Below are 13,572 nucleotides of genomic sequence, written 5' to 3' on the forward strand. Positions count from 1 at the left end.
TTATCGCTAAGATTTGTAGCTGGCGATTAGAACTTGGTATTGTTAATGTGTGTTTAATGAGCTCAATAAAAACCCCGATCAAATCGGGGTTTTTATTTGAATTATTCAACGTAAAATTTCAAGCCGAAATCTTGATGATCAATCCCAGCTCAACGCCCCACCAGTCTGATACTCAATCACCCGCGTCTCAAAGAAATTCTTCTCTTTCTTCAAATCCATGATCTCGCTCATCCACGGGAACGGGTTAGTCGTCCCTGGGTACTCTTCCTTCAGACCAATCTGGCTCAGACGACGGTTAGCGATGAACTTGAGGTAGTCCTCCATCATCGCTGCGTTCATGCCCAGTACGCCGCGTGGCATGGTGTCGCGGGCGTATTCGATTTCCAGCTGGGTGCCTTGCAGGATCATTTGCGAGGCTTCTTCTTTCATTTCGGCGTCCCACAGGTGCGGGTTTTCGATTTTGATCTGGTTGATCACGTCGATGCCGAAGTTCAGGTGCATGGATTCGTCGCGCAGGATGTACTGGAACTGCTCGGCGACGCCGGTCATTTTGTTGCGGCGGCCCATGGAGAGGATCTGGGTGAAGCCGCAGTAGAAGAAGATGCCTTCCAGAACGCAGTAGTAGGCGATCAGGTTGCGCAGCAATTCTTTGTCGGTTTCGACGGTGCCGGTTTCGAACTTTGGATCGGAGATCGAGCGGGTGTATTTCAGGCCCCAGGTGGCTTTTTTCGCGACCGATGGGATCTCGTGGTACATGTTGAAGATTTCGCCTTCATCCATGGCCAGCGATTCGATGCAGTACTGGTAGGCGTGGGTGTGGATCGCCTCTTCGAAGGCCTGGCGCAGGATGTACTGGCGGCATTCCGGGTTGGTGATCAGGCGGTACACGGCCAGGACCAGGTTGTTGGCAACCAGGGAGTCGGCGGTGGAGAAGAAGCCGAGGTTGCGCATCACGATGCGGCGCTCGTCGTCGGTCAGGCCTTCCGGGTTTTTCCAGAGGGCGATGTCGGCGGTCATGTTGACTTCTTGCGGCATCCAGTGGTTTGCGCAGCCGTCCAGGTACTTTTGCCAGGCCCAGTCGTACTTGAACGGTACGAGCTGGTTGAGGTCGGCGCGGCAGTTGATCATGCGCTTTTCGTCAACGGCGACACGGGCGGAGGCGCCTTCGAGTTCGGCGAGGCCTTCGGCGACGTCGAGCGAGTCCAGTGCGGCTTTGGCGCGGGCTACGGCGGCGGAGTCAGCGGCGGTCACGGCGCGAGCTTCAAGGGCGGCGGCACCGCCGGCGCTGTCGAGACGGTCCATGTTGGCTTCGGTGGCGTGGCCGGCGTTGGCGCTCTTGACCGCTACTTCCGTGTCTTCTTTGTCGAATTCGTCCCAGCTCAGCATGACGTGTCGTCTCCTGCGTGAGGGCCAGTGTGCCCGTGTGAAAATTGAAGGGTTGGTTTTTCACACAGCCGTACTGGCCGCGTTGGATCTAAAGGAAATCGTTTTTTGCAGCAGCTATACGCAGGCATCAAACAGAATTTTGTACGGGGTTCCGAGAGCCTCTGATGGGCGCATCAGGCGTTGAGCGCCTGTGCGGGGCTTCAGACTGGCTATTGGCCCCTGTAAGGGGATATTGCAGGCCCGTTTAAGGCGGCATTATAGGGAAAAATTACGGGCTGTGGTGCGGCGAAATGGCCTACGGAACGGTCGGCGCGAAGGGTTTTTCGGTCGGAGCGAGGGTTTACAGGGCTTTGGGCGGTATTGGCGGGCGCAGATTTTTTTTCTTAATTTTTTGCCCTCGATTATTTTTGTTCAAGAAATGAACAAAAAGGGCGTTTTTCACTACATCTTGTGTTTGTGTGGGGTTTTCTCAGGCTCCAGACACAACTAAGCCCGACCGAAGTCGGGCTGTGAAGTCACGAGGGTAGATCAGCTCAGGCGAGCTGCACCGACGTGATCGGCGCCATCAGCTGCGAAGCGTGCAGCACCGACGTGATCAGCACCATCGGCGGCGAGCTTGCCAGCACCGACGTGATCAGCACCATCGGCGGCGAGTTTGCCAGCACCGACGTGATCAGCACCATCGGCGGCGAGTTTGCCAGCACCTACGTGGTCAGCACCATCGGAAGCGAGTTTGCCGGCACCTACGTGATCGGCGCCATCAGCTGCGAAACGTGCCGCACCTACGTGATCAGCACCATCAGCAGCGAGTTTGCCAGCACCTACATGATCAGCACCATCAGCGGCGAAAGCAGCAGAGCCGGTGAATGCAGCCGAACCGGTGCGATCGTAGCCATCAGCAGCGAAAGTGTTGGCGGCCAGTACAGAGAGGGTCAGGGCGAGAATCAGACGGGTTTTCATGGCGGTGTCTCCAGGGAAGTGGGCGTTGTGTGCCTTGTTAAAGTTCATACTACGCCGATTATTTCGATTAAAAAGCGCAAATAAGTGCTTTAAACAATCGTATAAATAGATAATTAAGGTTCGGCGCTTCATCTGCCTGAGAGGCGGGTGGGTCGAACCTTATTGAGGGAGGGGGGTGAAGCAGGAGATCAGCCGTTGGAGCAACCGTTGCCCATCGCGCTGTAACGCAGGATATGACGCTGACCGTGGGAGTCTTCGTATTCCATTTTCATCGGCACCACTTCACATACATTTGGCGCTTCGCTCATGGAGATGACTTTGGCGATGTCCAGATGGGTGGAGTAAGTGTATTCCTCGATGACAGGTTGTTGCTGCGCGACATCAGTCGGGACCTCTTCGGCCATGGCGCTGAGGCACATGCTGCTGAGGGCCAGAACTAATAAAGCTTTCATTTGAAATTTACCTTTTGGAGGTCGAGAGGGGGCACGCAATCCTTTTGGGATTGCGTGTGGATCTTCAGTACCAGGGTGTTTGATTAACTGCCTTCGTGGGGGCTGCAACTTGGTTAATCAGGGTGCCTTGTCGGCGAGGTGAATTTTAGGCAGGCGGGGTGGGTTCATATAGCCGTGGTTTTGATAAACACCTTTGACAGATTTCGTAACAATCCCCGGGAATACTGCTTTTCTACTCCGTTCGTAGTAAGACCAGGAGCCTGTGATATGAGACGGTACGCCCGTTCCATCTGGGTTTGCGGGCTATTCAAGGCGTTTTGTAGGGGCTTGTTACTACCATCGTCGAATGGTTCTATAGGCCCGGCCCGGCTACAACGGGGCCATACAAAAACAACTATTCCACCGAGGTAAGAAAGATGAGTGCGGCTTCCCTGTATCCCGTTCGTCCCGAGGTTCTGGCTAACACGCTGACCGATGAGGCGACCTACAAGGCCATGTACCAGCAGTCGGTCGTCAACCCGGACGGCTTCTGGCGCGAGCAAGCCAAGCGCCTCGACTGGATCAAACCTTTCACCACGGTGAAGCAGACTTCCTTCGACGATCACCATGTCGACATCAAGTGGTTCGCCGACGGCACCCTGAACGTTTCCTACAACTGCCTCGACCGCCATCTGGCCGAGCGTGGCGACCAGGTCGCCATCATCTGGGAAGGCGATGATCCTTCCGAAAGCCGCAACATCACCTACCGCGAACTGCACGAACAAGTCTGCAAGTTCGCCAACGCCCTGCGTGGCCAGGACGTGCACCGCGGCGATGTGGTGACTATCTATATGCCGATGATCCCTGAAGCCGTGGTCGCCATGCTGGCTTGCACCCGGATCGGCGCGATTCACTCGGTGGTGTTCGGCGGTTTCTCGCCGGAAGCCCTGGCCGGTCGCATCATCGACTGCCGTTCGAAAGTGGTGATCACTGCCGACGAAGGCATTCGTGCCGGCAAGAAGATCCCGCTCAAGGCCAACGTCGACGACGCCCTGACCAACCCGGAAACCAGCAGCATCCAGAAGGTCATCGTGTGCAAGCGCACCGGTGGCGACATCAAGTGGAACCAGCATCGCGACATCTGGTTCGAGGACCTGATGAAAGTGGCGGGCACCGTGTGTGCGCCAAAAGAGATGGGCGCTGAAGAAGCGCTGTTCATCCTCTACACCTCGGGTTCCACCGGCAAGCCGAAGGGTGTGCAGCACACCACCGGCGGCTATCTGTTGTACGCAGCGATGACCCACGAGCGCGTGTTCGACTACCGCCCGGGTGAAGTCTACTGGTGCACCGCCGACGTCGGCTGGGTCACCGGCCACAGCTACATCGTCTACGGCCCGCTGGCCAACGGCGCGACCACGCTACTGTTCGAAGGCGTGCCGAACTATCCGGACATCACTCGGGTGGCGAAGATCGTCGACAAGCACAAGGTCAACATCCTCTACACCGCGCCGACCGCGATCCGCGCCATGATGGCCTCGGGCACTGCGGCCGTTGAAGGGGCTGACGGCAGCAGCCTGCGCCTGCTGGGTTCGGTGGGCGAGCCGATCAACCCGGAAGCCTGGGACTGGTACTACAAGAATGTTGGCAAATCCCGTTGCCCGATCGTCGATACCTGGTGGCAGACCGAGACCGGCGGCAACATGATGAGCCCGTTGCCGGGTGCGCATGCGCTCAAGCCAGGTTCGGCGGCGCGTCCGTTCTTCGGCGTGGTGCCGGCGCTGGTGGACAACCTGGGCAACATCATCGAAGGCGAGGCCGAGGGCAACCTGGTGATTCTCGATTCGTGGCCAGGCCAGGCGCGTACTCTGTACGGCGATCATGACCGCTTCGTCGACACCTACTTCAAGACTTTCCGCGGCATGTATTTCACCGGTGACGGTGCCCGTCGTGATGCCGACGGTTACTACTGGATCACCGGTCGCGTGGACGACGTGCTCAACGTGTCCGGCCACCGCATGGGCACTGCCGAGATCGAAAGCGCGATGGTTGCCCACCCGAAAGTCGCCGAGGCGGCGGTGGTCGGTGTGCCGCACGACATCAAGGGGCAGGGCATCTATGTCTATGTCACCCTGAAAAATGGCGAGGAACCCAACGAGCAACTGCGCCTGGAATTGAAAAACTGGGTGCGCAAGGAGATCGGTCCGATTGCTTCGCCGGACGTGATCCAGTGGGCGCCGGGGCTGCCGAAGACCCGTTCAGGCAAGATCATGCGGCGGATTCTGCGCAAGATTGCTACCGCTGAATATGAGGGCTTGGGTGATATCTCCACCCTGGCGGATCCAAGTGTGGTGCAGCATTTGATTGATACGCACAAGACGATGAGCGTGGCGTAAGCCTCAGGTCTGAGTCATTGAAACCCCGCCCGGCGCCGCGCCGGGCGGGGTTTTTTATGCCTTGGGTTTTGTGATGATTGAGCCGGGCTGCCAGCGATGACGATCTTTCAGACACCACACAATCAACAGCCAATATTTATCGGCTTCCTCTGTAGGACTTTTTCCGTTGTTACCCGCGAATCTTCCGGTTACCCATTGTGTAACCGTATCGATCAAATTCGGGGCATTGGGAAACGCCAAGCCCCATTCCAGGGCCTCAAACCCGCCGCAAAAAAATAAGACGCCACGCTGCGCTTGCCGGATTAGAAGGGTTTGCCAATAATAGGCCCGCAATTTGCTTTATAGATCGGTTCAACATCTTTTGCTCTTGCATGATTTTGCAGGGCTGTCAACGCGTCAAACGGCTTTCTCGGTGCATCTGTAACTAGTTGTCGCATTGAAGAAATATCGGCCTCGGGCCTGTCGTTAGAATGCCGATCACTCGCTCGTCGTAGGCCGTGTTGAAATCCACACAGGTTTCAACAGGAACATTCCCAGGACGCAGCACTGCTTTGCGGTTCCACTCATTCGCATATTGGGCTGTCGCTCACTCTGCCGTTTTTGCCCTTTACCGATGGAGTTCCAAGATGAAGAAACTCGTGCTGCTTGGCGCCCTGGCATTGTCCGTGTTGTCCCTGCCGACCTTCGCCGATGAAAAGCCTCTGAAGATTGGTATCGAGGCGGCTTACCCTCCGTTTGCTTCGAAAGCTCCGGACGGCAGCATTGTTGGTTTTGACTACGACATCGGCAACGCCCTGTGCGAAGAGATGAAGGTCAAGTGCGTGTGGGTCGAGCAAGAGTTCGACGGCCTGATCCCGGCACTGAAAGTGCGCAAGATCGACGCGATCCTGTCGTCCATGTCGATCACCGAAGATCGCAAGAAGTCCGTGGACTTCACCAACAAGTACTACAACACCCCGGCTCGCCTGGTGATGAAGGAAGGTACCGTGGTCAGCGACAACCTGACCGAGCTCAAGGGCAAGAACATTGGCGTGCAGCGTGGTTCGATCCACGAGCGTTTCGCCCGCGAAGTCCTGGCCCCGCTGGGTGCCGAGATCAAGCCATACGGTTCGCAGAACGAAATCTACCTGGACGTCGCCGCCGGCCGCCTCGACGGCACCGTGGCAGACGCTACGCTTCTGGATGACGGTTTCCTGAAAACCGACGCTGGCAAAGGTTTCGCGTTCGTCGGCCCTGCGTTCACCGACGTCAAGTACTTCGGTGACGGCGTAGGCATCGCGGTTCGCAAAGGTGATGCGTTGAAAGACCAGATCAACACCGCGATCACTGCCATTCGTGCGAACGGCAAATACAAGCAAATCCAGGACAAGTACTTCGCCTTCGATATCTACGGCAAGTAACACGTCCCGGCGACAAGTCCGAAATGGCGCAAGCAACAGGATCTCTGCGGTTTGCGCCATTTTTTCATCCCAACTTTCGAGGACCTGAATCATGTTGAAAGGCTACGGGGCTGTCATCCTCGATGGCGCTTGGCTGACGCTTCAGCTCGCCTTGTCGTCCATGGCCCTGGCCATTTTTCTGGGTCTGATCGGCGTGGCACTGCGTCTTTCCCCGGTGCGCTGGCTGGCCTGGCTGGGCGATCTGTATTCCACGGTGATACGCGGTATTCCCGACCTGGTGTTGATCCTGCTGATTTTCTACGGCGGTCAGGACCTGCTCAACCGCGTCGCGCCGATGCTCGGCTTCAACGATTACATCGACCTGAACCCGTTGGCCGCCGGTATCGGCACCCTCGGTTTCATCTTCGGTGCCTATCTGTCGGAAACCTTCCGTGGCGCCTTCATGGCGATCCCCAAGGGGCAGGCTGAAGCAGGCATGGCCTACGGCATGAGCAGTTTTCAGGTGTTCTTCCGGGTGCTGGTGCCACAGATGATTCGCCTGGCGATTCCGGGCTTCACCAACAACTGGCTGGTACTGACCAAGGCCACCGCGCTGATTTCGGTGGTGGGCCTGCAAGACATGATGTTCAAGGCCAAGCAGGCGGCGGATGCCACCCGCGAGCCTTTCACCTTCTTCCTCGCAGTGGCGGCGATGTACCTGGTGATCACCAGTGTCTCGTTGCTGGCATTGCGTCACCTTGAGAAGCGCTACTCGGTAGGCGTAAGGGCGGCTGATCTATGATCTTCGACTACAACGTCATTTGGGAAGCCATGCCGCTGTACCTCGGCGGCCTGGTGACTACCCTCAAACTGCTCGCGCTGTCGCTGTTTTTCGGCCTGCTGTGTGCGTTGCCGCTGGGCCTGATGCGCGTTTCCAAGAATGCCGTGGTCAACGGTGCAGCGTGGCTGTACACCTACGTGATTCGCGGCACGCCGATGCTGGTGCAACTGTTCCTGATCTACTACGGTCTGGCGCAGTTCGAAGCGGTACGCGAAAGCTTCCTCTGGCCTTGGCTGTCCAGCGCAACGTTCTGTGCCTGCCTGGCGTTCGCGATCAACACCAGCGCCTACACTGCCGAAATCATCGCCGGCAGCCTGCGCGCCACGCCGAACGGCGAAATTGAAGCAGCGAAGGCCATGGGCATGTCGCGCTTCAAGATGTACAAGCGCATCCTGCTGCCATCGGCCCTGCGTCGTGCGTTGCCGCAGTACAGCAACGAAGTGATCATGATGTTGCAGACCACCAGTCTGGCCTCCATCGTCACCCTGATCGACATCACCGGTGCCGCGCGCACGGTCAACGCCCAGTTCTACCTGCCGTTCGAAGCCTACATCACCGCCGGCGTGTTCTACCTGTGCCTGACCTTCATTCTGGTCAAGCTGTTCAAGCTGGCCGAACGCCGCTGGCTGGGCTACCTGGCCCCACGGAAGCACTGATATGGAACGTATCGATCATGCGTTGCCGTGGAGTCACCTGGGCAGTGAACGCCACATTTCGGTGTTCCGCTTCGGCCATGGCGAGCGCAAGGCCTACATCCAGGCCAGCCTTCACGCCGACGAACTGCCGGGCATGCGCACAGCGTTCGAGCTGAAAAAGCGCCTGGCCGAACTCGAAGCCCAAGGCTTGCTCAACGGTGTGATTGAACTGGTGCCGGTGGCGAACCCGTTGGGCCTGGGGCAATTGCTGCAGGGCAATCACCAAGGGCGTTTCGAGGCCGGCAGCGGCAAGAATTTCAACCGCGACTTCGTTGAGTTGAGTGCGCCAGTGGCCGCTGCCTTGGTGGACAGCCTGGGCGATGATCCCCACGCCAACATCGGTCTGATCCGTCAGGCAATGGCCGATCACTTGGCCGCATTGCCCGAGGCGAGCAGCCAGTTGCAGGGCATGCAGCGCATTTTGCTCAGCCATGCCTGCACTGCCGACGTGGTCCTTGATCTGCATTGCGATGCCGAGGCAGCGCTGCACATGTATGCCTTGCCGCAGCATTGGCCGCAGTGGCGTTCACTGGCTGCGCACTTGAATGTGCGGGTGGGATTGCTGGCGGAAGATTCCGGCGGCAGTTCCTTCGACGAAGCTTGCTCGCTGCCGTGGTTGCGTCTGTCGCGTTTGTTCCCGAATGCGCAGATTCCTCTGGCGTGCCTGGCGACTACCATTGAACTGGGTGGTCAGGCTGATACCGGCCGCGCCGAATCCCGCGCCCATGCCGAAGGCATTCTGGCTTTCCTCGCCGAGCAGGGCCTGATCAGTGGCGAGTGGCCGCAAGCTGCGCAAGAGGCTTGCGAAGGCATGCCGTTCGAAGGCACCGAATTGCTCCTGGCGCCGCACCCCGGTGTGGTGAGTTTCCTGCGTCAACCCGGTGAATGGGTGGAGGCGGGCGACGAAATTTTTGAAGTGATCGATCCGTTGGCGGATCGGGTCAGCACGGTGTGTGCTGGTACGTCCGGGGTGCTGTTTGCCATTGAACGGCTGCGTTACGCCCAACCCGGTTTCTGGCTGGCCAAGGTGGCGGGGCGCGAAGCGCTGCGTCACGGGCGCTTGCTCAACGACTGACTGACTGTTTTTGTGAGAACCGACCGCATGTACAAACTTGAAGTCCAAGACCTGCATAAACGCTATGGCAGTCACGAAGTGCTCAAGGGCGTGTCCCTGAAAGCGGCCGCCGGCGATGTGATCAGCATCATCGGCTCCAGTGGCTCCGGCAAAAGTACCTTCCTGCGTTGCATCAACCTGCTGGAGCAGCCGCACGCGGGCAAGATCCTGCTCAACAATGAAGAGTTGAAGCTGGTGGCGAACAAGGATGGCGCGATGAAAGCGGCTGATCCGAAGCAGCTGCAGCGCATGCGTTCGCGCCTGTCGATGGTGTTCCAGCATTTCAACCTGTGGTCGCACATGACTGCTCTGGAAAACATCATGGAAGCGCCGGTCCACGTGCTGGGCGTGTCCAAGGCCGAGGCCCGCGACAAGGCTGAGCACTACCTGAACAAGGTCGGCGTGGCACATCGCAAGGACGCCTACCCGGGCCACATGTCCGGTGGCGAGCAGCAGCGCGTGGCGATTGCCCGTGCCCTGGCGATGGAACCGGAAGTGATGCTGTTCGACGAACCGACCTCGGCCCTCGACCCTGAGCTGGTCGGCGACGTACTGAAGGTCATGCAGGCCCTGGCCCAGGAAGGCCGGACCATGGTGGTGGTCACCCACGAAATGGGCTTCGCCCGTGAAGTGTCGAACCAGTTGGTATTCCTGTACAAAGGCATCGTCGAAGAAAGCGGTAATCCGCGTGAAGTGCTGGTCAACCCACAGTCCGAGCGTTTGCAGCAATTCCTCTCCGGTAGCCTGAAGTAATCAGGACTGCCGTTACGCACCGGGATAGTGCATGCTTCGCCATTTGGAAGCTTGCACCGATCCCGTGTAGGAGCCAGCAAGCTGGCGCCTACAGATTTAAGATCTGCGTGTATTTCCGGGCTAGCATTGGCCCATGCCTTCATCATTGTTTTTCGCTTCGGATTGCCCACCATGACTGCCCATCGAATTGGTTTCCTGATTTGGCCCAGCACTAAAGCACTGACGCTTGCGCTGGCTGAGGAGGCCTTGCGTGTTGCTCAGCGTGTGCATCCCGAAGTGGTGTACGAATTGACCTTTCTCCAGGCCGAAGTGCCGGCCGAGTCAACGGCCGAAGGCGCCTGGCAGCTGCCGGGTGAGGCCTGGACCGGCAAGCTGGAGAACTTTCAGAAACTGTTCCTGCTCGCTGACGAGCCGCCAACGGCATTGGCGCCAGCATTGAGCAGTGCGCTCAAGCAACTGGTGCGTGCCGGTTGTGTGATCGGCGGCTTGTCGGCAGGTGTCTATCCTTTGGCGCAGCTGGGTCTGCTCGACGGTTATCGCGCCGCCGTGCACTGGCGCTGGCAGGATGATTTCGCCGAGCGTTTCCCCAAAGTCATCGCCACCAGTCACCTGTTCGACTGGGATCGCGACCGACTGACCGCCTGCGGCGGTATGTCGGTGCTTGACTTGCTGCTGGCGGTGCTGGCCCGTGATCACGGTGCGGAACTGGCGGGAGCAGTGTCGGAAGAATTAGTGGTCGAGCGCATTCGCGAAGGCGGCGAGCGCCAGCGTATTCCGTTGCAGAACCGCCTCGGCTCCAGCCATCCAAAGCTCACCCAGGCGGTGTTGCTGATGGAGGCCAACATCGAAGAGCCGCTGACCACCGACGAAATCGCCCAGCATGTGTGCGTGTCCCGACGACAGCTGGAGCGCATCTTCAAGCAATACCTCAATCGCGTGCCGAGCCAGTACTACCTGGAACTGCGCCTGAACAAGGCGCGGCAAATGTTGATGCAAACCAGCAAGTCGATCATTCAGATCGGCCTGTCCTGCGGTTTCTCTTCGGGGCCGCATTTTTCCAGCGCTTACCGTAATTTCTTCGGCGCCACGCCGCGGGAAGATCGCAACCAGCGGCGCAGCAGCAGCCCGTTCGAGTTGTCGTCGGTACCGCCCGAGCGCGGATAGTCAGCGGCTGGTGGGTTCACTGATGCCATGAGCGCGTTGTTCCCATGGCATCGGTCCTGATGGGCCTCAATCGTCAGAAAGCTCATCCTCCAGCGCCGGCATATCGTCCAGTCCTTCAAGGCCCAGGTCGTTACCCGTTCTTCGATAGAATCGGGTGATGCGCTCCAGGCTTGCTTGTGTAAACGGGTTGCCTCGGAAGGTCAGCGTGCGATCGGGATCGACGTCCATGAGTGCTGCCGGCATCTCGGTGATGGCGTTGCCACTCAGGTCCAGCTCTTCAAGGTTGTCGTTGCCCAGCACGCCTGCCGGGATTTTGCTGATGCCGGTGTTGCTCAGGTCGGCATGGGTAAGTGCGGGCATCCTGCTGCAATCTGGCGTCAGGCCCAAGGGATTGCCCCGCAAGTTCAGATACTCCAGGTGTGTCATGTCTGTCAGGCGATTCAGGGTGTGTTCGGTCAGGACGATCTGGCAATCCAGCAGGCCGAGCGACCTCAATGGCATCTTGAACACGTTTTCAGGGAGGGTACCCAACTCATAGTCCTGGATATGCAGATCGCGGGCAGCAGGGAAGTGCTCAAGGAACTGGCTTACATTGGCTGCACTGTTCTGCGAACTCCTGAGTTCCAACATGGAAACATGGTTGAATCTCACGTTCGTTACAGGAAGGTCGCCAATGATCGAACCGGACCAGGAAAATTCGTCCTCATCATCGACAGTGCGGACTTCAGCCTGCTTGCGCCAGCAATCCAGCAGGTGCTCCTTGAGCGACAGTCTTCTGGTTTGCTGTTCAAGGCGTTCTTCGGCGGTCAGAGGCGTGCCTGCTTTCGACTGTTCGGGTATGTCGATAGACCAAGCGTCCAAGTCGCTCGTCAGGTTGGTCAATTCAGGCTCTCGACGCGTCAGTTCCGTGCGGCTCTCTGCCAATGTCCCGGGCAGGCTATAGAAAAATTCGCTGGCCTGTTCATTGTCCAGATTTGGATACAAGGCTCGCGTCTGATTCAAGTCAGCCTGTTCGACAAACACTCCAAAGTATTGTTTGGCCCGCTGGTAGTAGGCTTTTATTCGTTCTCGGGTAGCGGTGGAGAGCGGGTTGTTGCCGAATGAGTAGCCCTTGGTGCTTTCTTCGGGAATGTCGAAAAGTGCTTCCGGCAACTCGGTTATCTGATTGTCATTGAGGAACACTTCCTTTAACCGTGGTTGATTCAACAGACCTGCGGGTACTTCGGAAAGGCCGGTGTTGGCGAGGTCTACGTACCTCAATTGGGGCAAGGCAGCCAGGTCAAGCGGGAGCCCCAGGGGGTTAACAGACAGGTCCAGGGTCGAAAGCTGGGGAAAGGACGAGAGCAATGCCCGGCTTTGAGGGCTGAGGACGATACCGCAGTCACTCAATACCAGCCTTTCAAGTGGCGGCACGCTGAGCACTGAGGGGATCTGATGCAGAGCGAAGTTGCGCATTTGCAGGTCGTTCAAATTGGGAAACAAGAGCAGGAACTGCTCGGTGGTGCCGACGGCTTTGTTGCCTCTCAACTCCAGACTGGTCGCGTGGCTGAAGTCGGCGGTCAGTGTCGGCAAATCCCCAGCGACGGCCACCTTTGATTCGAATCGGTCGGCTCTTTGCGTCGGATCCTGGCTCGAGCGCCGACGCCAGAAACGCTCCAGGTTCTGGGCAAACTCTTCCCGGGCAACGTGTTCGGCATACATCTGTACATTGTCCAGGGGCTGGCCGGTGATGGGGTGCGTATCAGGTACGTCGCGCGCCCAGGCTCTCAAGTCGGCGCTTAATTGAGTGATTTCTGTTTCCCAGCGACCGAGTTGAACCCTGCCTTCAGCCAAGGTGCCGGGCAGGCTGTAGATCAGCGTGCTGGCTTGTTCGGGGTTGAGGTCAGGGTACAGCGCCGTTGTTCGATCCAGATCGGCCTGTTCGGCCAGGACTCGGAAGTTTTGCCGAGTGCGGTCGTAGTGCGTCTTGATGCGTTCGCGAGCGGCTGTGTTCAACGGGTTGTTGGCAAAGTCGAATTTCTTGCTGGCTTCACTGTCGAGGGCGAAGAACGCCTCTGGCAACTCATTGATCCGGTTGTCGCGCATTCGCGCCTGTGCCAGTCGCGGATGATTCGCCAGGCTGTCCGGGACGTTGGCGATACTGGTATTGGAGGCGTCGAGATACACCAGTTCAGGCATCGCTTGTGTGTCCGGCAGTATTGCCAGTGGGTTGTTTTGCAGGTCCAGCACATTAAGGTGATTCAAAGATGAAAGCAGTGCATTGCCCTCAGGATTAAGCGCAATGCCACAATTGGGCAGCAGTAGCCGCCGCAGCTGCGACATTTCGCCAATCGCGGGGGGCACGCTGCCCAGCTGGACGTTGTGCATGTCCAGATGCCTGAGTTCCGGGAAGCGCGCCAGGAAAGGTGCTACTGCCCTCGTGGATTGACTGCCTTTGATCGACAACAGGGTCACGT

11 protein-coding genes are annotated in these 13,572 nt (G+C 58.1%); 7 read left to right on the top strand and 4 right to left on the bottom strand.

Annotation, left to right across the window (positions count from 1 at the left end; all coding sequences use genetic code 11):
* Positions 1-138: 138 nt before the first annotated feature.
* The 3 genes from EIY72_RS25715 to EIY72_RS25725 form a co-directional block, all read right to left on the bottom strand.
* On the bottom strand, positions 139-1,386 hold the full coding sequence (locus EIY72_RS25715) for a ribonucleotide-diphosphate reductase subunit beta (RefSeq protein WP_007978181.1): 1,248 nt from the start codon (positions 1,384-1,386) through the stop codon (positions 139-141).
* A gap of 528 nt (positions 1,387-1,914) precedes the next feature.
* A complete protein-coding gene (locus EIY72_RS30500) occupies positions 1,915-2,346 on the bottom strand; it encodes a hypothetical protein (protein WP_093215193.1) in 432 nt (143 codons plus the stop codon).
* Between the two features lie 188 nt (positions 2,347-2,534).
* Complete coding sequence (locus EIY72_RS25725; protein ID WP_093215197.1) at positions 2,535-2,798, bottom strand: DUF2790 domain-containing protein; 264 nt, start codon at positions 2,796-2,798, stop codon at positions 2,535-2,537.
* 416 nt (positions 2,799-3,214) lie between these two features.
* Here EIY72_RS25725 and acs point away from each other — a divergent pair, with 416 nt between their 5' ends.
* The 7 genes from acs (at position 3,215) to argR (ending at position 11,116) form a co-directional block, all read left to right on the top strand.
* Positions 3,215-5,170, top strand: a complete 1,956-nt coding sequence (gene acs / locus EIY72_RS25730; RefSeq protein WP_093215202.1) for an acetate--CoA ligase — start codon at positions 3,215-3,217, stop codon at positions 5,168-5,170.
* Between the two features lie 626 nt (positions 5,171-5,796).
* Positions 5,797-6,570, top strand: a complete 774-nt coding sequence (locus tag EIY72_RS25735; RefSeq protein ID WP_093215207.1) for an ABC transporter substrate-binding protein — start codon at positions 5,797-5,799, stop codon at positions 6,568-6,570.
* A 91-nt stretch (positions 6,571-6,661) separates the two neighbouring features.
* Complete coding sequence (locus EIY72_RS25740) at positions 6,662-7,351, top strand: ABC transporter permease (protein ID WP_093215212.1); 690 nt, start codon at positions 6,662-6,664, stop codon at positions 7,349-7,351.
* Positions 7,348-8,046 carry an ABC transporter permease gene (locus tag EIY72_RS25745; protein ID WP_093215217.1) on the top strand — a complete coding sequence of 233 codons (699 nt, stop codon included), beginning with the start codon at positions 7,348-7,350 and terminating at the stop codon, positions 8,044-8,046. The genes EIY72_RS25740 and EIY72_RS25745 overlap by 4 nt, the downstream gene beginning before the upstream one ends.
* A 1-nt stretch (position 8,047) precedes the next feature.
* Positions 8,048-9,160, top strand: coding sequence for a M14 family metallopeptidase (locus EIY72_RS25750; protein ID WP_093215220.1), 1,113 nt, complete (start codon positions 8,048-8,050; stop codon positions 9,158-9,160).
* 27 nt (positions 9,161-9,187) lie between these two features.
* Positions 9,188-9,952, top strand: a complete 765-nt coding sequence (locus EIY72_RS25755) for an ABC transporter ATP-binding protein (protein WP_093215225.1) — start codon at positions 9,188-9,190, stop codon at positions 9,950-9,952.
* 171 nt (positions 9,953-10,123) lie between these two features.
* Positions 10,124-11,116: a transcriptional regulator ArgR gene (gene argR / locus EIY72_RS25760; protein WP_093215230.1), complete on the top strand. Its 993-nt coding sequence runs from the start codon at positions 10,124-10,126 to the stop codon at positions 11,114-11,116.
* 66 nt (positions 11,117-11,182) lie between these two features.
* On the opposite strand, the gene EIY72_RS25765 is transcribed toward argR, so the two are convergent.
* The gene (locus tag EIY72_RS25765; protein WP_132680179.1) at positions 11,183-13,570 is read right to left on the bottom strand and encodes a leucine-rich repeat domain-containing protein; all 2,388 of its coding nucleotides are present in this window, start codon (positions 13,568-13,570) and stop codon (positions 11,183-11,185) included.
* Between the last annotated feature and the right edge of the window lie 2 nt (positions 13,571-13,572).

The organism is Pseudomonas vancouverensis (genome assembly GCF_004348895.1).
Classification (GTDB): domain Bacteria; phylum Pseudomonadota; class Gammaproteobacteria; order Pseudomonadales; family Pseudomonadaceae; genus Aquipseudomonas; species Aquipseudomonas vancouverensis.